At 38.7% G+C, this 21,339-nt stretch carries 25 protein-coding genes; 18 read left to right on the top strand and 7 right to left on the bottom strand.

The features are described from left to right. Positions 1 to 147: 147 nt before the first annotated feature. On the top strand, positions 148 to 510 hold the full coding sequence (locus MHB58_RS12345) for a VOC family protein (RefSeq protein WP_340735336.1): 363 nt from the start codon (positions 148 to 150) through the stop codon (positions 508 to 510). Between the two features lie 12 nt (positions 511 to 522). Here MHB58_RS12345 and MHB58_RS12340 read toward each other — a convergent pair whose 3' ends face one another. Then, on the bottom strand, positions 523 to 663 hold the full coding sequence (locus MHB58_RS12340; protein ID WP_014823443.1) for a hypothetical protein: 141 nt from the start codon (positions 661 to 663) through the stop codon (positions 523 to 525). A gap of 192 nt (positions 664 to 855) precedes the next feature. Here MHB58_RS12340 and trhO point away from each other — a divergent pair, with 192 nt between their 5' ends. The 16 genes from trhO (at position 856) to MHB58_RS12260 (ending at position 15,893) form a co-directional block, all read left to right on the top strand. Further along, positions 856 to 1,809, top strand: coding sequence for an oxygen-dependent tRNA uridine(34) hydroxylase TrhO (gene trhO, locus MHB58_RS12335; RefSeq protein WP_008404327.1), 954 nt, complete (start codon positions 856 to 858; stop codon positions 1,807 to 1,809). A gap of 420 nt (positions 1,810 to 2,229) precedes the next feature. Next, the gene (locus tag MHB58_RS12330; protein ID WP_008404325.1) at positions 2,230 to 3,060 is read left to right on the top strand and encodes a phosphate ABC transporter substrate-binding protein; all 831 of its coding nucleotides are present in this window, start codon (positions 2,230 to 2,232) and stop codon (positions 3,058 to 3,060) included. A 21-nt stretch (positions 3,061 to 3,081) separates the two neighbouring features. Further along, the gene (pstC, locus tag MHB58_RS12325) at positions 3,082 to 3,996 is read left to right on the top strand and encodes a phosphate ABC transporter permease subunit PstC (protein WP_340735335.1); all 915 of its coding nucleotides are present in this window, start codon (positions 3,082 to 3,084) and stop codon (positions 3,994 to 3,996) included. A 1-nt stretch (position 3,997) separates the two neighbouring features. Next, on the top strand, positions 3,998 to 4,822 hold the full coding sequence (gene pstA, locus MHB58_RS12320; protein WP_008404323.1) for a phosphate ABC transporter permease PstA: 825 nt from the start codon (positions 3,998 to 4,000) through the stop codon (positions 4,820 to 4,822). A gap of 16 nt (positions 4,823 to 4,838) precedes the next feature. Further along, positions 4,839 to 5,651: a phosphate ABC transporter ATP-binding protein PstB gene (pstB, locus tag MHB58_RS12315; RefSeq protein ID WP_008404320.1), complete on the top strand. Its 813-nt coding sequence runs from the start codon at positions 4,839 to 4,841 to the stop codon at positions 5,649 to 5,651. Positions 5,652 to 5,666: 15 nt separating this feature from the next. Further along, entirely contained in the window at positions 5,667 to 6,320 is a 654-nt protein-coding gene (phoU, locus tag MHB58_RS12310; protein WP_008404318.1) for a phosphate signaling complex protein PhoU, read from the top strand. A 238-nt stretch (positions 6,321 to 6,558) separates the two neighbouring features. Further along, positions 6,559 to 7,269 carry a response regulator transcription factor gene (locus MHB58_RS12305; protein WP_340735334.1) on the top strand — a complete coding sequence of 237 codons (711 nt, stop codon included), beginning with the start codon at positions 6,559 to 6,561 and terminating at the stop codon, positions 7,267 to 7,269. A 130-nt stretch (positions 7,270 to 7,399) separates the two neighbouring features. Beyond that, positions 7,400 to 7,582 (top strand): hypothetical protein, encoded by a 183-nt coding sequence (locus tag MHB58_RS12300; protein WP_008404313.1) that lies wholly within the window; start codon positions 7,400 to 7,402, stop codon positions 7,580 to 7,582. 197 nt (positions 7,583 to 7,779) lie between these two features. Beyond that, positions 7,780 to 8,523, top strand: a complete 744-nt coding sequence (locus MHB58_RS12295) for an SDR family NAD(P)-dependent oxidoreductase (protein ID WP_014823445.1) — start codon at positions 7,780 to 7,782, stop codon at positions 8,521 to 8,523. A 112-nt stretch (positions 8,524 to 8,635) separates the two neighbouring features. Further along, positions 8,636 to 9,112, top strand: coding sequence for an RNA polymerase sigma factor (locus tag MHB58_RS12290; protein ID WP_087616143.1), 477 nt, complete (start codon positions 8,636 to 8,638; stop codon positions 9,110 to 9,112). Then, positions 9,105 to 9,992: a signal recognition particle gene (locus tag MHB58_RS12285; RefSeq protein ID WP_340735333.1), complete on the top strand. Its 888-nt coding sequence runs from the start codon at positions 9,105 to 9,107 to the stop codon at positions 9,990 to 9,992. The genes MHB58_RS12290 and MHB58_RS12285 overlap by 8 nt, the downstream gene beginning before the upstream one ends. A gap of 119 nt (positions 9,993 to 10,111) precedes the next feature. Beyond that, entirely contained in the window at positions 10,112 to 11,371 is a 1,260-nt protein-coding gene (gene kynU, locus MHB58_RS12280; protein ID WP_340735332.1) for a kynureninase, read from the top strand. A gap of 11 nt (positions 11,372 to 11,382) precedes the next feature. Beyond that, on the top strand, positions 11,383 to 12,240 hold the full coding sequence (gene kynA / locus MHB58_RS12275; RefSeq protein WP_340735331.1) for a tryptophan 2,3-dioxygenase: 858 nt from the start codon (positions 11,383 to 11,385) through the stop codon (positions 12,238 to 12,240). A 32-nt stretch (positions 12,241 to 12,272) separates the two neighbouring features. Beyond that, complete coding sequence (locus MHB58_RS12270) at positions 12,273 to 13,619, top strand: sodium-dependent transporter (protein WP_014823450.1); 1,347 nt, start codon at positions 12,273 to 12,275, stop codon at positions 13,617 to 13,619. 10 nt (positions 13,620 to 13,629) lie between these two features. Continuing rightward, entirely contained in the window at positions 13,630 to 14,253 is a 624-nt protein-coding gene (gene kynB / locus MHB58_RS12265) for an arylformamidase (protein WP_340735330.1), read from the top strand. A gap of 161 nt (positions 14,254 to 14,414) precedes the next feature. Next, positions 14,415 to 15,893, top strand: a complete 1,479-nt coding sequence (locus MHB58_RS12260) for a methyl-accepting chemotaxis protein (protein WP_014823452.1) — start codon at positions 14,415 to 14,417, stop codon at positions 15,891 to 15,893. 57 nt (positions 15,894 to 15,950) lie between these two features. Here the strand turns inward: MHB58_RS12260 and MHB58_RS12255 are convergent, their stop codons facing one another. Beyond that, positions 15,951 to 16,400: a hypothetical protein gene (locus tag MHB58_RS12255; RefSeq protein ID WP_008404297.1), complete on the bottom strand. Its 450-nt coding sequence runs from the start codon at positions 16,398 to 16,400 to the stop codon at positions 15,951 to 15,953. A 14-nt stretch (positions 16,401 to 16,414) separates the two neighbouring features. Further along, positions 16,415 to 17,035, bottom strand: coding sequence for a hypothetical protein (locus MHB58_RS12250; protein ID WP_014823454.1), 621 nt, complete (start codon positions 17,033 to 17,035; stop codon positions 16,415 to 16,417). A gap of 233 nt (positions 17,036 to 17,268) precedes the next feature. Here MHB58_RS12250 and MHB58_RS12245 point away from each other — a divergent pair, with 233 nt between their 5' ends. Beyond that, a complete protein-coding gene (locus MHB58_RS12245; protein WP_065215688.1) occupies positions 17,269 to 18,009 on the top strand; it encodes a class I SAM-dependent methyltransferase in 741 nt (246 codons plus the stop codon). Positions 18,010 to 18,066: 57 nt separating this feature from the next. On the opposite strand, the gene MHB58_RS12240 is transcribed toward MHB58_RS12245, so the two are convergent. From MHB58_RS12240 to MHB58_RS12225, 4 genes are all read right to left on the bottom strand, one after another. Continuing rightward, the gene (locus MHB58_RS12240) at positions 18,067 to 18,642 is read right to left on the bottom strand and encodes a PepSY domain-containing protein (protein WP_340735329.1); all 576 of its coding nucleotides are present in this window, start codon (positions 18,640 to 18,642) and stop codon (positions 18,067 to 18,069) included. 90 nt (positions 18,643 to 18,732) lie between these two features. After that, positions 18,733 to 19,278, bottom strand: a complete 546-nt coding sequence (locus tag MHB58_RS12235) for a PepSY domain-containing protein (protein WP_340735328.1) — start codon at positions 19,276 to 19,278, stop codon at positions 18,733 to 18,735. After that, complete coding sequence (locus MHB58_RS12230; protein WP_340735327.1) at positions 19,268 to 20,629, bottom strand: sensor histidine kinase; 1,362 nt, start codon at positions 20,627 to 20,629, stop codon at positions 19,268 to 19,270. Before MHB58_RS12230 ends, MHB58_RS12235 begins: the two co-directional genes overlap by 11 nt. Further along, entirely contained in the window at positions 20,619 to 21,323 is a 705-nt protein-coding gene (locus MHB58_RS12225; protein ID WP_340735326.1) for a response regulator transcription factor, read from the bottom strand. The genes MHB58_RS12230 and MHB58_RS12225 overlap by 11 nt, the downstream gene beginning before the upstream one ends. Between the last annotated feature and the right edge of the window lie 16 nt (positions 21,324 to 21,339).

The raw sequence follows: 21,339 nt of genomic DNA, 5'->3' as shown, positions 1-21,339 counted from the left end.
CCCTAAGTTCTAGTATTTGTAAAAAATTAAATTAGCAGTTAAGAAGGATAAGAAAAAATTATTGAATTACATAAATAACCTATCATTTTATTAATGTCATAATTGAAGTAAGATAATGGAAGAAGAGGAAGAAATGGAGGAAAGCAAATGATTGTTGGATTACATCATGCACAAATAACAATTCCACTAGGTACTGAGGAAGCAGGGAAAGAGTTTTACTGCAAAGTATTAGGTCTAAATGAAATTTCAAAACCTTCTGCACTACAAGGGCGAGGAGGCTTTTGGCTGCAAGTAGGGAATCAGGAAGTACATGTAGGGACAGAAGAAGGCTTTAGTCGGCTAACAACTAAAGCACATCTTGCCTACGAAGTTGAAGATATTTCTTATTGGAAAAAAGTATTGATGGAACATGATATTGAGATCTTGGATTCAGTACCTATTCCTCATTATGAACGGTTTGAATTTAGAGACCCTTTCGGAAATAGAGTAGAGATGATCCAACCCATTTAATCGATTGCAGTTTCACTCTTGTTTATCCGCATCACTTTTTGATAATAGTTCAATGATTTCGTTGTTCTGAGTTCGTATATCTTTTAAAATCCTCTCAATTGCCAAAGCGGTAAAAGTAATAATGACTAGAAGTGCAAAGCTGAAAAAGCCCATTTAAAATCTCTCCATTCTGATTCATATTGCATCTATTATACTAATACTGAAAAGAATAGTTAATTTTTTCTAATAACCTCCGCCTAATTAATAATTAATGATGGTAAATTTATCGAAAATCGCGTATCATTGTAAGGTAGTTTTAAACTATCAGGTATATCCTGCAAATATATTGAATGATAGGTGAAAAAAATGAATTATCAAGTATTATTGTATTATCATTACACAACGATTGAAGATCCAGCTGCTTTTTCAGAAGAGCATTTAGCTGCTTGTAAGGAAATTGGTTTAAAAGGACGTATTTTAGTAGCCCATGAAGGGATTAACGGTACAGTGTCTGGTACGATTGAGCAAACACAAAGCTATATCGATATGATGGAAGCACATCCATTGTTTAAAGGGATTGTTTTCAAAATTGATCCAGCAGAAGGCCATGCGTTCAAAAAAATGCATGTACGTCCACGCCCGGAGCTTGTAAACTTAGGTCTGGAAGAAGATGTGAATCCGCATGAATTAACGGGCCGCTATTTATCACCGGAACAATTCCTGGAAGAAATGCAAGATGAAAACACAGTCGTACTAGATGTACGAAACACATATGAATATGATGTCGGTCACTTCCGTGGCGCAATTCGTCCAGAAGTAAAGAACTTCCGTGATACTCCGCAATGGGTACGTGACAACCGGGAATTATTCGAAGGTAAAAACGTTTTAACTTATTGTACAGGTGGAATTCGCTGTGAGAAATTCTCTGGTTGGATGAAGCGTGAAGGTTTTGGAGAGGTTGGTCAATTGCACGGAGGCGTTGCAACATACGGTAAAGACCCAGTTGCTAAAGGTCAGCTTTGGGATGGTCAAATGTACGTATTCGATGAGCGTCTGACAGTGCCGATTAACCAGGTGGAACATGTTATTGTAGGGCGTGATCACTTTGATGGGACACCATGTGAACGCTATATTAATTGTGCTAACCCTGAATGTAATGAGCAAATCATTGCATCAGAGGAAAACGAAGCGAAGCATTTAGGCGGTTGTACAATCGAATGTACAAAACATGAACGTAATCGCTATATCGTCCGTCATAACTTAACGGAAGAGCAAGTACAACAAGCGATTGAATTATTAGAAGCTGAAGCGACAGTATAATAAATTTTTTAATGCATCTCTTAATAGAGATGCATTTTTCTTTTTTGTAAACAAAACACCCTTTTGTAAATGCAATGTAAATAGATTTTTCTAAATATTCATCATAAATTGTCTGTTTTCTGTAATTCTTACATGATTCATTAAGCCTTTGAACATAATATTGACATATTTCATTTTCCTTCATTGATAATTATTTAAATCCTCATTAAAAATCCCTCTCATTTGTTAATAAATCTCATAAATATTTACAAATTGACTGTTTTATTTTAAATTTTCTGATTTTACTAATTGATTTTACATAATAAAAAGACGTGTTCTTCATAATTTACATAAGGTTTACATGTTTAATACATGACATTAATTTTATGTATGTATTGTTAAAGCAGGTAGAAAACATTCATGTTGATGGAGGATTGAAGTATGTTGAAAAAAACATTTTACTTCATTGGGTTAACAATTCTAATGGTAGTATTAGCAGCTTGCAGTAATGAAGATTCTACGGAGTCCTCTTCAGGCGGCGGAGACTTAGTAACAATTTCAGGTTCTACATCAGTTGGACCTTTAGCAGAGAAATTAGCAGCAAAATATGAAGAAACAGAAGACGTTAAAATTGAAATAAATCAAATTGGTTCATCGGCAGGGATTACAAATGCAATTAATGATGTATCACAAATCGGGATGTCCTCGCGTGATCTGAAGCAGGAAGAAATCGACTCCGGTATTCAGGAGCTGGTCATTGCGTATGACGGGATTGTGGTTGTTACCCACCCATCAAATCCGGTTAAAGATTTAACGATGGAACAAGTGAAGCAAATCTTTACTGGCGAAATTACCAACTGGAAAGAAGTTGGCGGAAAAGATATGGAAATCGTAGTTGTATCACGTGAGGACGGATCTGGTTCGCGTGATGCCTTCCAGGAAATCGTCGGCTATGAATCTGGACAACTGATTCGCAATGCGATTGTTGCAAGCGGGAACGGAAATATTAAAACAACAGTTGCGATGAACAAACATGCTGTAGGATTCATCTCATTTGAGTATATTGATGAAACTGTTTCAGCGATGGACATTAATGGCGTTAAGGCAGAAGCAGGCAATGTATTGGATGGTAACTATAAATTATCTCGTCCATTCTTATTCGTTTATAAAGAGAGTGTACCGGAGGCGGCAACGAAGTTTATGGATTTCATTTTAACTGCAGAAGGACAAGAGATTGTGGAAGCCGCTGGAGCGATTCCATTAACGAAATAATCAGTGCTGGAGGATAAATTTGTGAACACACAAAACAGAAACGAAGTAGAACAGCAAATAAGTAAAGGCAATAAGCGAAAATACTTTTTAGAAAGCTTATCATCGAAAATATTTTTAGCATGTGCGCTTCTTTCAGTAGTGAGCTTACTACTAATTGTAGGATTCGTATTTTATAAAGGTGCAAACCCATTCGTAACTGGCGGTTATAGCTTCTTCGACTTCCTATTTGGCAGCGACTGGGTACCATCAGAAGATAAATTCGGTATTTTCCCGATGATCGTTGCGTCAATTTATGCAACGATCGGAGCACTTGTTATCGGGGTACCAATCGGATTATTAACAGCAATTTTCTTGGCGGAAATTGCTCCGAAATCAATAGCTAAAATCGTATCACCGGCAATTCAGCTTTTGGCTGGTATTCCTTCAGTATTATACGGTGTATTCGGTTTAGCGATTATCGTTCCATTTTTACAGGATAATTTAGGATTAGCTCGTGGACAAAGTTTAATTGCTGTTATTTTAGTACTGGCAATTATGATGTTACCGACAATTGTAACAGTTGCTGAAACAGCGATTCGTGCAGTGCCCAAAACATATCGTGAAGGTTCACTTGCTCTAGGCGTTTCACAAATCGGGACAATCTTTAAAGTCGTTGTACCGGCTGCAAAGTCAGGTATTATGGCAGCGATCGTTCTTGGATTGGGCCGTGCATTAGGTGAAACGATGGCTGTAATTTTAGTAGCGGGGAACTCGCTGGTCATCCCGACGAGCCTGACAGACAGTGTACGTCCATTGACGACAAATATCGCGCTTGAAATGGGTTATGCAGCGGGAACACATCAGGAAATGCTGTTTGCAACAGGGATTGTATTATTCTCATTCATCTTAATATTAAACTTTGTATTAGCACGCATTACAGCGAAGGGAGCTCAGTAACATGCGACAATTTAAAGACAATATGTATCGCGGCTTACTTTGGGGTTCCGCATTCGTATCAGTAGCCGTATTAGTTGTAATCGTTGGCTATATTTTCTATAAAGGTTTTTCTTATATCAGTTTTGATTTTATATTTGGTGATTATTCGCCAACAGGTGGCGGCGGAATATTCCCGATGATTGTCACAACGATTTTAACGATTGTCATTTCACTTTTAATCGCAACACCAATCGGAATCTTGGCTGCCGTTTATTTACACGAGTATGCAAAGCAAGGACGACTTGTACGTATTATTCGCTATGCGACAGAGAGTTTAACAGGGATTCCATCGATTATTTATGGTTTATTCGGTGCCGTATTCTTCGTAGTGATTTTAAAGCTAGGGATGTCCATTATCGCAGCATCATTAACATTAACGATTATCGTATTACCGGTTATTATTCGTACGACAGAAGAAGCTTTGAAAACAGTGCCGGCAACATATCGTGAAGGTTCACTGGCATTAGGAACAACAAAACTGCAAACGTTAATAAAAGTTATTTTGCCAAGTGCAATGCCTGGAATTTTATCAGGAATCATTTTATCAATCGGCCGTATTGTCGGTGAATCGGCAGCCATTTTCCTGACTGCAGGTACCGTGGCGGCAATGCCATCAAGTATTTTCTCATCTGCCCGTACATTAACGGTTCACTCCTATTTAGTAACACAGGAAGCAGGCGATATCGGACTTGCAGCGGCAATCGGAATTGTATTGATCGTCATTATTTTAGTATTGAATTTAACGGCAACATATATCTCGAAGAAATTAAACAAAGCGGACTATTAAAAGGAGCGAAACCTATATGACTATGACTATTTCGGAAGCATCAATTTTTAAAACAACAACGACTTCTACGGGCGCTTTACCAACAAAAATTAAAGTAAATGATTTAAACCTGTTCTATGGTGAAAAACAAGCGTTATTCAATGTAAATCTGGACATTAAAGAAAAAGAAGTAACGGCATTAATCGGTCCATCAGGCTGCGGTAAATCAACATTTTTACGTACATTAAACCGCATGAACGATCTGATCGATGGTGTACGCGTAATCGGAAACATTCATATTGATGGCGAAAATGTTTATGAATCAAGCGATGTCATCAAGCTCCGTACAAGAGTCGGCATGGTATTCCAAAAGTCAAATCTTTTCCCGATGAGCATCTATGACAATGTTGCCTATGGTCCACGTATGCAGGGGATTAAAAGCAAAAAGCTCCTAAATGAAATTGTTGAAGAATCTTTACGCGGTGCAGCGATTTGGGATGAAGTAAAAGACCGTCTGAAGTCATCGGCATTAGGTCTTTCCGGTGGTCAGCAACAGCGTATTTGTATCGCACGTGCGATCGCAATGAAGCCGGACGTCATTTTAATGGATGAGCCGACTTCGGCACTTGACCCGATTTCCACATTAAAAGTAGAAGAACTCATTACACAAATGAAAAAAGACTATACAATTGTCATCGTAACGCACAACATGCAGCAAGCAGCGCGTATTAGCGATAAGACGGCATTCTTCTTAAATGGGGAAGTCATCGAATATGATGATACAAATGTTATTTTTTCCACACCAAAAGATGAGCGTACAGAAGATTACGTAACAGGACGATTCGGATAAAAGGGGGAATTTGGAATGATTCGCGAAAATTTCGAAAAGAATATGCTTGAACTGCAGGACAAAATGGGTGAAATGGTCGATATGACGGTTGTTGCAATGGAAAAGGCATTTAAAGCACTTCAGGAACAGGATATGGTGTTGGCGCTGGATGTCATTGAAGAGGACAACTATATTGATGACCTGGAAAATGAAATTAATCAAATGGCAATTTGGCTGATGGCGAAAGAGCAGCCGGTAGCCCGCGACATGCGCCGAATTATCAGTGTTATTAAAATGTCTTCGGATATTGAACGTATTGCAGACTTTGCTGTAAATACAGCAAAAGCAACGATTCGTATTAGCAAAGAAGAAACGATTTTAGAAAAAACTTCATTAGTCGAAATGAAAAATGTAGCAATGGATATGCTGAAAAAATCAATGAAGGCATTTATCGATGCGGATATCGCATTAGCAAAAAAAGTTGGAGAGCTTGATGATATCGTAGATCGCAATAATCATGAAAACTATGCGCTTTTAACTGAGTATTTGAAAGAGTGCCCTCAAGAGATTGAGCAAACATTGCAATTGTTGTTCATTAACCGCTTTGTCGAACGTGCAGCAGACCATATAACTAATATGGCGGAGTCAACAGCTTACTTTATTAAAGGGCAGCTATTTGATTTGAATTAACTTCCTTCAACAGATTTTATGCTTAGGTGAAGCAGTAAGCACAGAGTGCATTTATATATAGATAGAGGTTAACATAATTTTTGGTCAATTTTCATCGGGTATTCAAATGCCTGCTGAAAGAAGTTAATGCCTCCGGTGGCTGTCATAGATTCGGTAAGAAATTTTTTGCGCGAACGCAAACCGAATCTGGACACAATTACGCCGAGGCGTAATTGATTAGAGAAGCGGGGAATCATTAATGACGAAAAAAATATTAGTCGTTGAAGATGACGAAAATTTAGTGAATTTACTGCATATTTATTTAGTAAAGGACGGCTATGAAGTCCAATGTGTACGATCGGGAAAAGAGGCACTGGCTGCTATTCAATCATTCGAACCGGATGCGATGCTGCTCGATTGGATGCTTCCGGATATGGAAGGAATTGAGATTTGCCGTCAAGTCCGCTTCGATCATGACTTTCCGATTATGATGATCAGTGCGCGTACGGATGAATTGGATATTGTACTGGCGCTTGAAATGGGGGCGACAGAATATATCCGAAAGCCGTTTGGATTCCGTGAAATGCTTACACGCTTAAGAATCCATTTAAAACGATACGAAAGGGAATTACAGCAGCAAGAGCGTATTTCCCAAATGTTGATCGGTCCGTTCCGTGTAGATTTAATTATGTTCAAAGTGTACAAAGATGAAGTGGAAATTCCTTTAACAAAACGTGAATTTAAACTGCTGCTTCATTTATTGGAGCAACCGGGCAGTATTAAATCACGTGAAGAGATTATTAATATACTGGACTTTACAAAAGGGGATCGTCGTACAGTAGATGTACATATTCGTAGGCTTCGCGAAAAAATTGAAGAACAGCCGAGCTCACCGAAGTGGATCAAAACAAAAAGCGGGTTAGGTTATTATTTCAACTTTCCTTCACAGGAAGTGACGTACAGTTCATAGGTAAAAAACATTTTGGAGCGATCGAAAGTTTCAAGATGTTTTTTTTATGTTGGAAATTACATCATTTCTTTTACAAATGCAACAGCAACGGCTTATACTTAAAAAAGTAGATGGATGAGGAGGTCTGAATATGTCTGAACAAAATGAGAAAAAGAAATTAAGCCTGCAGGAACTAGTGAAGCAACAGCTGGAAGCAAAGAAAAACAATGCAGCTGGCAACAAAGGTAACTTAAAAGGTGATACATCAACGAAAAAGATGAAAAGTCAACAAACAAAGAAAACGAGCAATACCCGTCGTAAAATGGGCGTGTAATGGAGAGGGGAAGACCGAAGCAAACGAAAATTTGCTTCGGTTTTTTTTATTCAAAAATGTTCCGGATGATTATCTCGAATAAAAGACTCTTTATTTGAAGATATTTGAATTAAGTTGTATTATTACTTTGTAACAAAGAGCACATAATAACATACGTAATCATTTACAGATCATTATTTCGAAAGGGGCAATTTTAAATGGGTAAATTAGATGGGAAAGTAGCAATTATTACAGGTTCTGCACAAGGAATGGGAGCAATGCATGCTCGTAAATTCGTGGAAGAAGGCGCAAAAGTAGCGATTACAGATATAAATTTGGACGGTGCGAAACAACTGGCGGATGAATTAGGTGAAAATGCAATCGCGCTTAAATTGGATGTTTCAAGTGAAGACAACTGGATTGAAGTAGTCGCGAAAACAGAAGAAACTTTTGGTCCGATCAATGTTCTGGTTAATAATGCCGGCATCGGTATTTTCAAACCATTGGAAGAACTCACAGTAAAAGATTTTGAACTGACATTTAAAATAGACGAGCTTGGGGTCTTCCTGGGAATGCAAAAAGTTCTCCCTTCAATGAAAAAGGCTGGTATTGGCTCAATTGTAAACATTTCGTCTGTTGATGGTTTAGTAAGTGCTCCTACAGCAATAGCTTACAGTGCTTCTAAACATGCCGTAACGGGTATGACAAAAGGTGCTGCAGCTGAGCTGGGGCAATATAATATTCGTGTGAATTCGGTTCACCCGGGTATTATAAAAACACCAATGGCCGATCAGCCAGACGTTGAAGAATATTTAAAACAACTAGAACAAGACATTCCATTAAGAAGAAGAGCAGAAGTAGTGGAAGTATCAAATTTAGTCGTATATCTTGCTTCTGATGATTCAAGCTATTCAACAGGTGCACAATTTGTTGTTGATGGTGGAATGATTTCAGATTTATAAGCAACAGTATAATCATCCCTAACATGTAAATGTTGGGGTTTTTTATATTATGATGTAAAAGTGATTCCAAATCATTCGTTAATCGTTTTTAAGAAGTAAGGAGGCTGATAGGTTGAGACGGGAAATTTTTGAAGCGCATTACGACGCTGTTTATAAATACATACGTTATTTAACAAATGATACGGATTTAACGCATGATTTGCTGCAGGAGACCTTTTACCGCTTTTATCAGAAAAATTATACTGAGCATGAACGGACTTATTTATTGAAAATTGCCCGAAACCTTGTTTATGACCATTATCGAAGGAAAAAAATTATTGGCTTTTTTCAATTGAAATCGGAGCCAGTTGCAGCGGGGGAATTGCCGGAAGCAGTAATCGAGCGAAATGCGGAAAATGAAAAACTGTATGCCGCACTCCAGCAAATTAAATGGAATTACCGTGAAGTGATTGTGCTGCGCTACATAGAAGAATATTCGGTAAAAGAAACAGCAATGATTTTGACCTGCAGTGAAGTAAAGGTGAAAAATAATACGGCACGCGGCTTGAAGGCATTACGGGAACTGTTAGGAGGGGAAGACGATGTTTGAAAACGAAAAGTTAAATGATTTTAAAAAAATTTATGTCGATCCGGAAAAAAAGCAAGAAGACTTCAATAAAATTCAGCAGCGCCTCAACACTAAACCTTTTAACTGGCAAATCCCGGCAGTAATCATAGCGATTGCGTGCATCACGCTGTTTTTAGTCGGTACATTTCCACAAAAGCAGCAAATCACTTCTGATGATATGGATAGTAGTGCATTACAAGCGGTTTATTTTATGCAATGGGAAGGGAATCCAGAGTCCATCTTTCAAGCTGGTGTGAGAAAAGTAAAAAATGAAGAAACATTAAAAGAAATTGAAACAGCGCTGCAACAGTTTCAGCAAACTGATATTAAAATAGAAGACCCATATATTCAACAAAGCTACAGGCTAAGCTTTAAAGATGATCAGGTGATGCGTATACAGGAATACCCCGGAAGCGAAGTAATGTATTATCGTAATGTCGATACAGGGGAAATATATTTATTAAGTGAAAATTCATTGCAGGAAATTATCAATTTACATGAACCGGCCGATCGAACATTATCTTTAATTATTGGCATAGTATTCCTGTCGTTGGCAATGATTGCGACGAGTAAGGTGAAAAAAAAGATGCGTGACCCGGATGATCCGAAACGTTACATTCCGATGCATTCTACCTATTGGCAAAGCGTCGTGGAAATTCTGACATTATTAATCCTGATCTTACTTATTTCTGCATCACAACTACATCTGTTTGTGCTCATCTCGTTTTTGTTGCTGACAGCACTTATTAATATTCTATTAGAAGTAAAGAACGGCAAAAATAAATGGCGCATATTCCAGTTTGTATTGGTGAAAGTATATGCAGGTGTTTATATTTATATATTTTTATGGCCCTTAATTTAAGTACATCGAAGTTATGGATACCAATTTTAGATTGTTTAATTTTAGTACCTTTCAGAATACTTTGACAACAATTGCTATCCCTCGTACGATATTAATAAGTTACTAGAAGGGGTGGTAGTATGACGACGATCGAAAAAGCAAGACAACTCGATGAATTGGATGGACTGCAGAAATATGCAGCAGAGTTTTATAAAAAAGAAGGACAGATTTACTTGGACGGCAATTCGCTCGGGTTATTGTCAAAGAGGGCGGAGCGGTCGGTGCATACACTGCTTAATTCATGGAAGGATTATGGCATTGACGGATGGACAAATGGGGAACATCCTTGGTTTTATTTATCCGAAAAGCTGGCGGCAATGTGCGCACCATTGATTGGCGCGAAAAGTGAAGAGGTAATTCTGACTGGTTCCACAACAACAAACTTGCACCAGCTGTTGGCTACGTTTTTCAAACCGACTGCGTCACGCTATAAAATATTGGCTGACGAACTGAACTTCCCGTCTGACTTGTATGCGATTGCCAGCCAAATTGCTTTGCACAATTTGCCTGAGAGCAGTATGAAGCTGGTGAAGAGTGAAGACGGGCAAACGATTACGACAGAAGCCATCATCGAAGCGATGTCAGAGGATGTGGCGGTTGCGGTTCTGCCTGCTGTCTTATACCGCAGTGGCCAAGTGTTGGATTTGCAGGCAATTACGGAAGCCGCACATGAACACGGCATATTGGTTGGATTTGATCTATGCCATTCGATTGGTTCCGTTCCGCACCATCTTCATGAAATCGGCGCGGACTTTGCGTTTTGGTGCAATTATAAGCATTTGAACGGTGGTCCGGGCTCAGTAGCAGGATTGTACGTTCATGAGAAACATTTTGGAACAGCACCCGGATTGGCCGGGTGGTTTGGCTCAGCAAAGGAAAAGCAGTTTGATTTAGATGTAACAATTACCGCTGCACCGCATGCCGGGGCTTATCAGATCGGTACACCGCATATATTGAGTCTGGCCCCGATTGAAGGCGCACTTTCACTGTTTGAAGAAGCAGGAATTGAAGCGATTCGTGAAAAATCACTCGCCCTAACACAATTTATGATGGATTGTATTGAGCAAGAATTGCCGAACACATTTACATTTGGAAATCCGCTTGACGAGACACGTGGCGGCCATCTGTTTTTAGTGCATGACGAGGCGGCAAGAATCTGCAAAGCATTAAAAGAATATGGCGTTGTACCGGATTTCCGTGCACCGAACGGCATCCGCCTGGCACCGGTTGCGCTGTACAATTCCTTTGAGGAGGTATGGCATTCAGTGCAGATATTAAAAGATATTGTCACAAACAAAACTTATGAGAAGTACGAAAATAAACGAGATATCATTGCATAAGGAGTGATTCAGTGGATAAACGTTCAATTTCGGATTTGCAGCACAAGCTAAAAGATGAAAAAGGGATTCATACAGATTTCCGTGAAGATATGACATACAGCGATTATTTAAGTCTGGACCCGCTGTTAAGGAGTCAAAACCGTCTTTCCGACCATCATGATGAAATGCTTTTTATAATTATTCATCAAGTGAGCGAACTTTGGATGAAGCTGATCATTCATGAAATGCGCGGTGCGATTCGTGCGATTCAGCCAGGAGAGATGCAGCTGGCATTTAAGATGCTTGCACGTGTTTCGAAAATCCAAATGCAGATCATTCAGGCGTGGGATGTATTGGCAACGATGACGCCGGCCGAATATTTGCAGTTTCGTGATGAACTGGGGAAAGCATCGGGATTCCAAAGCTATCAGTACCGCTTAATTGAATTTGCACTCGGCTATAAAACACCGTATATACTCAAAATCTATGAAAAGGAACCGGTCATTCTTGAAGTACTTAAAGAGGCGTATGATGCGCCAAGTATCTATGATGTGGCGATTCAGGCATTGGCAAAAGCAGGATTGCCAATAACTGAAGCTTTGCTAAACCGTGATTTTTCGGTAGTATATAGTGGTGACGATACTGTTGCCGCCGCATGGAAAACCGTCTATGAAAATATCGATACGTACTGGGATTTATATCAGCTTGGTGAAAAGCTCGTCGATATTGAAGATTCCTTGCAGCAGTGGCGTTTCCGTCATATGAAGACGGTCGAGCGCATTATTGGCTTTAAAGTGGGGACAGGTGGCTCATCAGGGGTCAATTATTTGCGAAAAGTGCTCGATCACCGCTTTTTCCCGGAGCTCTGGGATTTGCGGACAGCTTTATAGCTTAGTTTAGACAGATGAGTGGAGTGAGACAGATGGAGAAGAGTAAAGGACAGTGGTCAAGTAAATTAGGATTTGTTTTAGCGTCAGCTGGTGCAGCGATTGGGCTCGGAGCAATATGGAAAATGCCATATGTAGCCGGTCAAAGTGGAGGTGGCGCATTCTTCCTGATTTTTGTGCTGCTGACATTAATTATCGGGCTGCCAATGCTTTTATCGGAATATATTATCGGGCGTGCCACACAAAAAGAGGCAGTTACTGCCTATAAAGTATTGGCTCCGAATACGAAGGCCTGGGCTTGGATTGGCAAGCTCGGCATCATTGGCTGCTTCTTATTATTATCGTTTTACAGTGTAGTTGGCGGCTGGATTTTTGTTTACAGCGGGGTTTCGGTAGCCGGAAATGTAATTGCACCAGCTATGGAACCAGGGGCATTTTTCGGACAAGTGACAGGTACACCTTGGATTGCATTACTCGGTTTGGGATTATTTACATTGGCCAATGTAGTGATCATTGCACTTGGTGTTCAAAACGGGATTGAAAAGGCAAATAAATTCATGATGCCGTTACTGTTTATTATGTTCTTTATTTTAGTTGTAAGAGCCGTAACTTTGGACGGAGCAATGGAAGGAATTAAATTTTTCCTGTATCCGGACTTTTCGAACATTACCGGTGAATCAATATTATATGCGTTAGGGCAGTCATTTTTTGCACTGGCTGTTGGATTCTCATGTTTAGTTACATATAGTTCTTATTTAAAGAAAGATGTGAGCTTACCGAATTCAGCAGGTTCTGTTGTAGGACTGAGTATTTTTGTATCCCTCTTGGCGGGCTTAGCGATTTTCCCGGTTGTATTTGCATTTGATATGGAAGTGGCAAGCGGACCGCCATTACTGTTTATGGTATTGCCTGCAGCGTTCTCGCAAATGCCGTTTGGCGAACTGTTTTTAGCGTTGTTTTTAATTCTGTTTTTATTTGCGACATTAACGTCATCGTTTAGTATGTATGAAATTATCGTTGCTGCCATTATTGAAAAATGGAACATTAGCCGCGCGAAAATTACAATCATCATCGGGATCCTTGTGTTTATCGCTTCGATTCCTTCAACATTAACGTACAGTTCATTAGGAGATGTTTCGATTTTTGGACGCAATATCTTTGATTTCACCGACTTTCTAGTGTCGAATATCATTTTACCGATCGGCAACTTGCTTATTGCGATATTTATTATGCATATTATGGATAAAAACCTCGTAAAAAGCGAGCTGTTGCAAGGAAGTAAAATGGGTGAAGGCTTTTACAAAACATATCGCTTTTTAATGACCTTCGTTGTACCGACAGTCATTGTCGTTGTGCTTGCATATTTAGTCATTCAATATTAGGGGTGAAGCCATGTGGATTGATATTACACAAACGATGCAAAACGGGATGCCGAACTGGCCGGGGGATACATCGTTTTCTTTTGAAGTAGGATATACGAAACAACAGACGGGCTCGGTCAATATCGGACGGATGACGACTTCGCTGCACACCGGTACACACGCAGATGCACCGTTTCATTTTAACAGTGAAGCTGAAACGATCGAGCAATTGGATGTAAATGTGTATATCGGCGACTGCGTGATTGTGGATTGCATTGGGCAGGAAAGGGTTACAGCTCAATCGCTGGAACCCTTTGATTTCCGTAGTGCAAAGCGTGTACTGCTTAAAACAATTGAACAGCCGAGTGCAGCATTTCCGCAAACTATTCCGGTTATTCATCCGAATGTAGCGCCATTTTTAAAGGAGCGCGGAGTAATATTGCTTGGCATAGACAATCCTTCCGTTGATCCATTGGACAGCAAGGAAGTATTGGCTCATCACAAGTTGTACGAAAATGGCATTCATATTCTCGAAGGACTCGATTTAGGGCATGTTCAGCAAGGCCTTTATGAATTGATTGCATTGCCGCTTAAAATAGCAGGTGCTGACGGTGCACCTGTTCGTGCGGTCGTTCGAAAAAAGTTGATAGAGTGAAATAATAACAAGAAGCTCACGATTTTATGTCGTGGGCTTCTTTTGTAATAAAAATAAATTTCTTCGCGTTAAAAAAGTCCATTGAATAGTTTGATCTTGAGTTGTAATATATTCCTACAAAGTATTTTATTTGTAATCCAAAATTCCTAGGAGGGAAAAGCTTGAAGAAACGCAACGAAAAGGTTAATTGGATTCATCAATTAAATCTGTTTATTACGATTGGACTGGCTATTTTAATTGTTTCACCGCTTGTGATTGCAAACGGTTTTAGTAATTCAGTTCCATATTTAATTGCAGGAACCGGAGTTATCTTATTATCGACGGTCAATTATTTCTTGAATATTTCTAATTTTGCCAAAGGATTAATTTTTGTACTGATTCCTGCATCTGTCGTATTTTTATTGTTCTATCTTGATGGGTATACAATCAATAAACATTATATGTTGTTTGTCACATTTATTATGGGAGCAATGTATTTTAATGAACGGTTGATTAAGACATTTTTACTGATTGTCAGTATCTTTTATATTTTCTTATACATAGCAGTGCCGGAAAATTTATTAGGGGTAAATGCCAATTTGGCCGTATTCATTACAGTATTTGTGAGTATGACCGGTTGTAACTATTTGCTTTACCGATTGACACAATGGGGCAACAAACTCGTGAAGGATGCCCAGGAAAAAGAGCGGGTAGCAAAAGAACTGTTGGAAAATTTAACATCAGTATTAAATAAAATCGATGAAGGTTCAATCCAGCTTGCACAAAATATTACACATGTAAATGAAAATGTGGGGACATTAAATGTTGCGAGCGAAACAATTTTACAGTCATCGAATCAAATGGCAGCAGCCATTCATAATGAAGCTGAAATGATTCAGCAAATTAATGAACAAATCATTTTATCTCATGAAAATATGGTGAAAACGAAAGAGTCTTCTAAATCGACTGTAAAGGATTCGAATGAAGTGCAGGAAGCGATTGAACGGAGCTGGAAACAGGTGCACATTGTTACAGCTGATATGGCAACATTAAGCGACTCCATTGATTTAACGACAACGACAATTGACAATATGCAAGAGAGCCTTGCAAATGTAAACAATCTGCTAAATGGTATTAAAGCAATAGCGGATCAGACGAATTTACTATCTTTAAATGCTTCAATAGAAGCAGCACGGGCAGGGGAGCATGGGAAAGGATTTGCGGTTGTTGCAGAAGAAGTGAAAAAACTTGCGGAAGAAAGTGCAAAAATCGCAACGAGTATTACCGTTGTTACACAGCAGTTGCTTGAGCGAGCAACAACTGCCCAGTTAAAAGCTTATGAAGGAAAAGAAGCAGTTCATTCAAGTGTTGGCACATTAAACGAAATTACAAGTTCATTTGATGGAATTAAACTATCATTTAATGATATACAAGGGAAGCTTCATCTAAACATGTCGACAATTACACATACAAACGAGCTTGTAGAAAAAATAATGAATCAAATAGAAAATATGTCCGCTATTTCTGAAGAAAATGCTGCAATGACTGAAGAAATCGCAAGTTCAATAAATGAAGAGCATATCATGATGAAATCGATTGCGGATGCCAGTAATGAACTTCAGCAGCTACATAGTGAATTAGCGGAAATTACAAAACGCTAATAGTAAACCGAACATAAAAAGGAAGTGTCCAAAATAACCGGACACTTCCCTTTTTAGTTATTCTACTTCGATTGCAATACTGTCTGTCACATCGCCATTGCTAAAGCGCGCCATACTGGAAATGATATACATACCTTTTTCCAGTGGGGCATTAAAACGTGTCGATGTGGCAATTTCTTTATAATCATAATCATCAATCCATTGTTGAATGGAAACACTCGTTACATTTTGACTATATTGAAATTCCATTACTTCCCCTGGATGTACTTTTACGTAAGGGGTTTTCTGTGCAATTATAATTTCATGCGGGGCAGCCGTATCAACACACTCTGCTTCACCTGCAGAATGCCAGCAATAGCTACCGCGAACTGTTTCAATCACCTGTTCATTTGTTACTGCTGTTACGTCAGGTATTACCGTTACTTCATTTTGTGCCATAAAATAGCGGCCAATAATAACAAGGATAATGATAGCAATAATAAGAAATAAACGATTTACATTTTTCATCAGAATGTCTCACCTCAATGTGTTGTATAGGTACTTTGTTGTTTTCGAAAAACGAAATCTATCCCAATCAGCACTGCCAAATACAGTAAAAGTCCAACAGCCGCCCAATAGTTATGTTCACTCAAAATACCTGCAACAAGTAAAAGGAAGGTTACACCAAATAACCCTACATAAATTCTTTTTGTAATCGTAAATTGGTTTTTGCTCCCGATGATAAACAGAATGCTATGTAGCAAAAAAAGGATAATCCATTCCCATTGTATTAATGGTTCGATATGAATCACTAAATTCATAATACAAAAACCGATCCCTGCAAGTACCGCATCTTTTGCTTTTCCATAATAAAAACAAAGAAATAGAAGTACACCGACTGTGAAACTGATCGTATATAAATCAGGAAGAGACAAGTAGAAAATCGAATTAATATCGAGCAAAGCCACAATTGTTGCTAATGTAATGACAATCGGTCTTAAGCTGATCTTGAAAATCAGCAAAACAAATAAAACAAATAAAGCAAATGTGAGCAGCGCTAAAGCCAGCTCCAGATGTTCTATGCGTTGAGAAACGACATAAATTGAATGGGTGGATAAAGCAAACAGAAAAAAGAGTAGGATGCTTTTCGAATCATTGTTCATAAACTTTCCTCACTTCCGAATAAGTTTGAAGAGAGGGCATAAAGAATAAAAACTATGCAAATCGCGAAGGAATTTGCATAGTTTTTATAAAAAAAGTGGAATTAGTAAAACTAGACATGCCTCTATCTACATCTTACTAAAATTTGAAATATAAGTCTATTTAAAATTTTCCTGCTATGTGATAATGAGGTTGCGCAAAATAGTCATAACGTTATGGTGAAACGAGGAAAAGAATGAAGCAAAATATTTATGATAATGACTTGTTTTTCAAAGGATATGAAGAAATTCGAAATCGGAAATTTAATTATAACAATTTGCTGGAGCGGCCCAATTTTATAGCACTAATGCCGGATATAAAAGGGAAAGTCTTATTGGATTTAGGCTGTGGAAAAGGGGAGTTTGCAAATGACTGTGTTGTAAACGGGGCACAGTATGTTGATGCAATCGATATTTCAGGTAACATGATTGCTGCAGCAAAAAAGCGCTATAAAAGTAATCGTCTTCACTTTCAACAAATCTCAATTGAAGATATAATCTTGCAGGAATCGAATTATCATCTTATAACAAGCGCATTGGCACTTCATTATGTAGCGGATTTTGAAGGGGTCATTGAAAAGGTAACCAGAGCATTGTGTCCAGAAGGAATTTTCCTTTTCTCCATCGAGCACCCGATTTCAACAGCTAATAAAGGTGTGGAACAATGGATTACAGATAAGAAAGAAACACTCTCGCATTTTGCAGTTTCACGTTACCAAGATGAGGGGAAACGAACACAGAACTGGCTTGTTGACAATGTCGTAATGTACCATCGTAGAATCGAAACAATTATAAACACACTGATCAACAACGGGTTACAAATAGAAAAGTTAGTGGAGCCAATGCCAACAGACGAAGCAATCGAATTACTTCCAAGCTTACAAAAAGAACAGCATCGTCCTTCCTTTATAATCTTAAAGGCGAGAAAGGCAAAATGAAAAATAAAGCGCAGAAATCAATCTGCGCTCCTTTTTTTATATTAGTGCTTATATTGACTAGTTATCAAAACGGTCAACGTCTAAATCTTCTTCGTACTTAATAATGTCGCCTGTTTTTGCATCGATTTCAAAATCGTACTCCATTTTACCGTTACGGATTTCAATCTCATAGATCAGACGGTTGTCATCTTCATCCAATTCCAGGTCCGTTACGGTACCTTTTGCTTTCGCTTGAGCAATTTCAATTGCCTGCTTTTCCGTGATAACAGCAGAAGTGTTCGATGAATCCGTTCCTTTTACTGTATCATCGGTTTTTTCGGTATTTTCCGCTGTAACTGTACGAATGTTTTCACGTTCTGTTACAACCGCTTTACCTGTACCTGCATTCACTTCAACCTCAATTTTTTCATTGTCTTTTAAGATGTCAATTTCATAATGTGGTGTACGATCATCTCGATCATATTCAAAACCAATAATTTCACCGTTTAATTGTTTTAACGCAATTTTCTTTGCTTCACCAGCTGAAATACTTGGGTTGTTTTCTGCTTGCGCAAATAAATCGGACTGTGCGAATACAGCGCCTCCACCAATTGCTACTAGTAATGCCGGGATTGCTAAAAATTTTTTATTCAAATTTACTCGCTCCTTTTCTTGTTTGTAATGTCAGTATAACGAGCGAATATGAAAACGGTCTGAGAGAATTATTAGAAATTGATGAGAATACTAATCATCAAATTGAATTACGATAATTTCGCCGGTAATGGCATGGACTTGAACGATGACATCATCTTCCTGTTCAATCTCCACAAAATAGACGCCACCTTCAGCGTTACCTTCAAATTCCACTGAATCAACTTCACCAGGTACTTCCTTTAATGCAATATCGACCACCTGTTGTTCAGACAGTAATGGCTTTGTTGTTTTTTCAACTGGCTTACTTGTAGATGTTTGATCTTCTTTTGATACTTCCGAATTATTTTGCTCATCTTGCTTTTTTTCATTTTTATGAATGAGCTTCAAATCGGAAAATTGCCCAGTAACGGCATTTATATTCACTTCAAAAATCGAACCATCTTTATTGAACGAAGCGATAAAATGATCTTTTTCTTTCACCAATGTTTGGACTTCCGCATTATAAATATCTTTAATCTTCACTTCCAGTTCATTCGTATTCAGCTCATGCGGTGTTGATAATTGCTTGACTGTTAGTGTAATGAAAAATCCAATGAGAATGACGGCGATGCATAGGGTAATCCATTTAGCTTTCATGTTGTGCACCTCCTGAAAGTGGAACAATGAGTAAAATCGTAGTTCCTTTTCCTAGTTCACTGTCAATGGAAACTTCGGCATTCAGACGATCGGCGAGTTCCTTTGCAATCGAGAGGCCAATGCCGGTGCCACCAGTTTTCCGGTTACGGTCTTTATCAACCCGGTAAAAACGATGGAACAAATTCGGAAGGTCCTCTTGAGGTATACCAACACCAAAATCCTGAATAGAGATATGCAGATCATTTTTCACAGAAGCGTGAATTTTAATGACATCGTCACTGTATTTTCGTGCATTATCAATAAATATAAAAAGCAGCTGTTTTAATTTTGCTTCATCCGTTGTAATGTCAACATCAGGAATATTAACGTGAATCTCACGATGATAGGCAGTTTTTATACTTTGAACAATCTGATCGATAAAAGGCTGTAATGCAAATGTCGTCATATTGATTTTCGTCATTTCATTTGTTTTTGCCAATGCGAGCATTTGTTCAATCATGGCCTTCATATTGGTAGTTTCCTTTAAAATCGCTTCCAACGCTTCTTCCGTAATTTTTGCGTCTTGTGTGCCACGGCGTTTTAACAGCTTTGTATAACTTTCAATGACCGTTAACGGTGTTTTCAGTTCATGTGAAGCATTGCCGACAAATTGCTGCTGTTTGTCATGGGCATCTTCCAACTGTGCCATTAAATGATTGTACGTCGTTGCCATTTGTGCTATTTCATCGTTCGATTGCCTGCGGGTGGGAATCTGTTCATAGCTGGACTGCTGAATATTTTTTTCCATCGTCGATGTTAGCTGCAAAACGGGTTTTACGATCAGTTGAACAAATAGCTGGCTCGCCAAATAAATCGGAATGAGTGCAACAAGTGTCATCAAAACTAATATAATTAACAGTCGATTCATATTATCGGTAATGGTCGGCAATGGCTGGATCAGCTTTGCCTCGGCAATTTCATCATTCGGCAAAATGATTGGAGTAGCAAGTGCGATATGAGGGACATCATGTATTGTTTTTTCCGTATAATGCTGTGCCGGATCAAGTTTAAAATCAATTTGCTCCGAGGTTTTTTGAAGACGGATTAATGGTTTACCCGTATTATCATAAATCTCACGAACGATGATCGCTCCATCAGTCGGGAGATATGCCCCGAAAATCGAATCAATTCCATCCATGGATTCAAGTGCGCTTATTGCTGTTGTCAGCTCATTTGCCCGTGCCTGTAATTGCTCTGCCTCTGTGGAAAAGGCAAACTCTTTATACAAATAATAAATGCCTGTAAAACTGCCGATTAAAATAACCGAAGTCAATAACATGGAAAACAGATTTACTTTTGTATTAAGTTTCATTTGACGCTTCCTTTAACACATAGCCAACACCGCGAACTGTATGTAGTAGTGGCGGTAAATTCAGATTTACCTCTAGTTTTTGACGCAAATAACGGATATATACATCGACAACATTTGTATCACCATAATAGTCATATCCCCAAACCGCATTCAGCAGCTGTTCACGTGACTGTACAAGTTTAGCGTGCTTCATAAAATGCAGCAGCAAGTCAAACTCACGAGGAGTCAAATCAATTTGTAGCGCGTTTCTTGTGACTTCTCGGGTTTGCTCATTTAATGATAAGTCCTGAAATGTGTGGACAGACGATGATGTTGGTTCTGGAGCAGATTTGTGCGAAAATCGCAATGCAACACGAATTCGTGCAAGCAGTTCATCGAATTCAAACGGCTTTGTTATATAGTCATTTGCCCCGTAATCAAGCCCTGTCACTTTATCTTCAATATTGCTTTTAGCAGTCAGTAAAAGAACGGGAACGGTTTCATTATGTTTGCGAATTCGTTTCAGCACTTCCAGGCCGTTCAGCTCCGGAAGCATCACATCAAGCAACACTAAATCATATTTGTCTTCATGAAATTTCAGCAATCCGTCCGTGCCGGTATTGGCAATTGTTGTTTCATAGCCTTCAAACCCTAACTCCAGCTGTAATACACGCGCGATCTGCTGTTCATCTTCCACAATTAAAATTTTAGACATGCAAAACACCCACTTC

This window comes from Solibacillus sp. FSL K6-1554, from assembly GCF_038005185.1.
GTDB classification, from domain to species: domain Bacteria; phylum Bacillota; class Bacilli; order Bacillales_A; family Planococcaceae; genus Solibacillus; species Solibacillus silvestris.
This window is presented reverse-complemented; position numbering and strand designations above follow the sequence as displayed.

Excerpts from the sequence above, each read along its gene's own strand:
- MHB58_RS12345 (WP_340735336.1), top strand. The coding sequence starts at position 148 with ATGATTGTTGGATTACATCATGCACAAATAACAATTCCACTAGGTACT.
- MHB58_RS12340 (WP_014823443.1), bottom strand. The coding sequence starts at position 663 with ATGGGCTTTTTCAGCTTTGCACTTCTAGTCATTATTACTTTTACCGCT.
- trhO (WP_008404327.1), top strand. The coding sequence starts at position 856 with ATGAATTATCAAGTATTATTGTATTATCATTACACAACGATTGAAGAT.
- MHB58_RS12330 (WP_008404325.1), top strand. The coding sequence starts at position 2,230 with ATGTTGAAAAAAACATTTTACTTCATTGGGTTAACAATTCTAATGGTA.
- pstA (WP_008404323.1), top strand. The coding sequence starts at position 3,998 with ATGCGACAATTTAAAGACAATATGTATCGCGGCTTACTTTGGGGTTCC.
- pstB (WP_008404320.1), top strand. The coding sequence starts at position 4,839 with ATGACTATGACTATTTCGGAAGCATCAATTTTTAAAACAACAACGACT.
- phoU (WP_008404318.1), top strand. The coding sequence starts at position 5,667 with ATGATTCGCGAAAATTTCGAAAAGAATATGCTTGAACTGCAGGACAAA.
- MHB58_RS12305 (WP_340735334.1), top strand. The coding sequence starts at position 6,559 with ATGACGAAAAAAATATTAGTCGTTGAAGATGACGAAAATTTAGTGAAT.
- MHB58_RS12300 (WP_008404313.1), top strand. The coding sequence starts at position 7,400 with ATGTCTGAACAAAATGAGAAAAAGAAATTAAGCCTGCAGGAACTAGTG.
- MHB58_RS12295 (WP_014823445.1), top strand. The coding sequence starts at position 7,780 with ATGGGTAAATTAGATGGGAAAGTAGCAATTATTACAGGTTCTGCACAA.
- MHB58_RS12285 (WP_340735333.1), top strand. The coding sequence starts at position 9,105 with ATGTTTGAAAACGAAAAGTTAAATGATTTTAAAAAAATTTATGTCGAT.
- kynU (WP_340735332.1), top strand. The coding sequence starts at position 10,112 with ATGACGACGATCGAAAAAGCAAGACAACTCGATGAATTGGATGGACTG.
- MHB58_RS12270 (WP_014823450.1), top strand. The coding sequence starts at position 12,273 with ATGGAGAAGAGTAAAGGACAGTGGTCAAGTAAATTAGGATTTGTTTTA.
- kynB (WP_340735330.1), top strand. The coding sequence starts at position 13,630 with ATGTGGATTGATATTACACAAACGATGCAAAACGGGATGCCGAACTGG.
- MHB58_RS12255 (WP_008404297.1), bottom strand. The coding sequence starts at position 16,400 with ATGAAAAATGTAAATCGTTTATTTCTTATTATTGCTATCATTATCCTT.
- MHB58_RS12250 (WP_014823454.1), bottom strand. The coding sequence starts at position 17,035 with ATGAACAATGATTCGAAAAGCATCCTACTCTTTTTTCTGTTTGCTTTA.
- MHB58_RS12245 (WP_065215688.1), top strand. The coding sequence starts at position 17,269 with ATGAAGCAAAATATTTATGATAATGACTTGTTTTTCAAAGGATATGAA.
- MHB58_RS12235 (WP_340735328.1), bottom strand. The coding sequence starts at position 19,278 with ATGAAAGCTAAATGGATTACCCTATGCATCGCCGTCATTCTCATTGGA.
- MHB58_RS12230 (WP_340735327.1), bottom strand. The coding sequence starts at position 20,629 with ATGAAACTTAATACAAAAGTAAATCTGTTTTCCATGTTATTGACTTCG.
- MHB58_RS12225 (WP_340735326.1), bottom strand. The coding sequence starts at position 21,323 with ATGTCTAAAATTTTAATTGTGGAAGATGAACAGCAGATCGCGCGTGTA.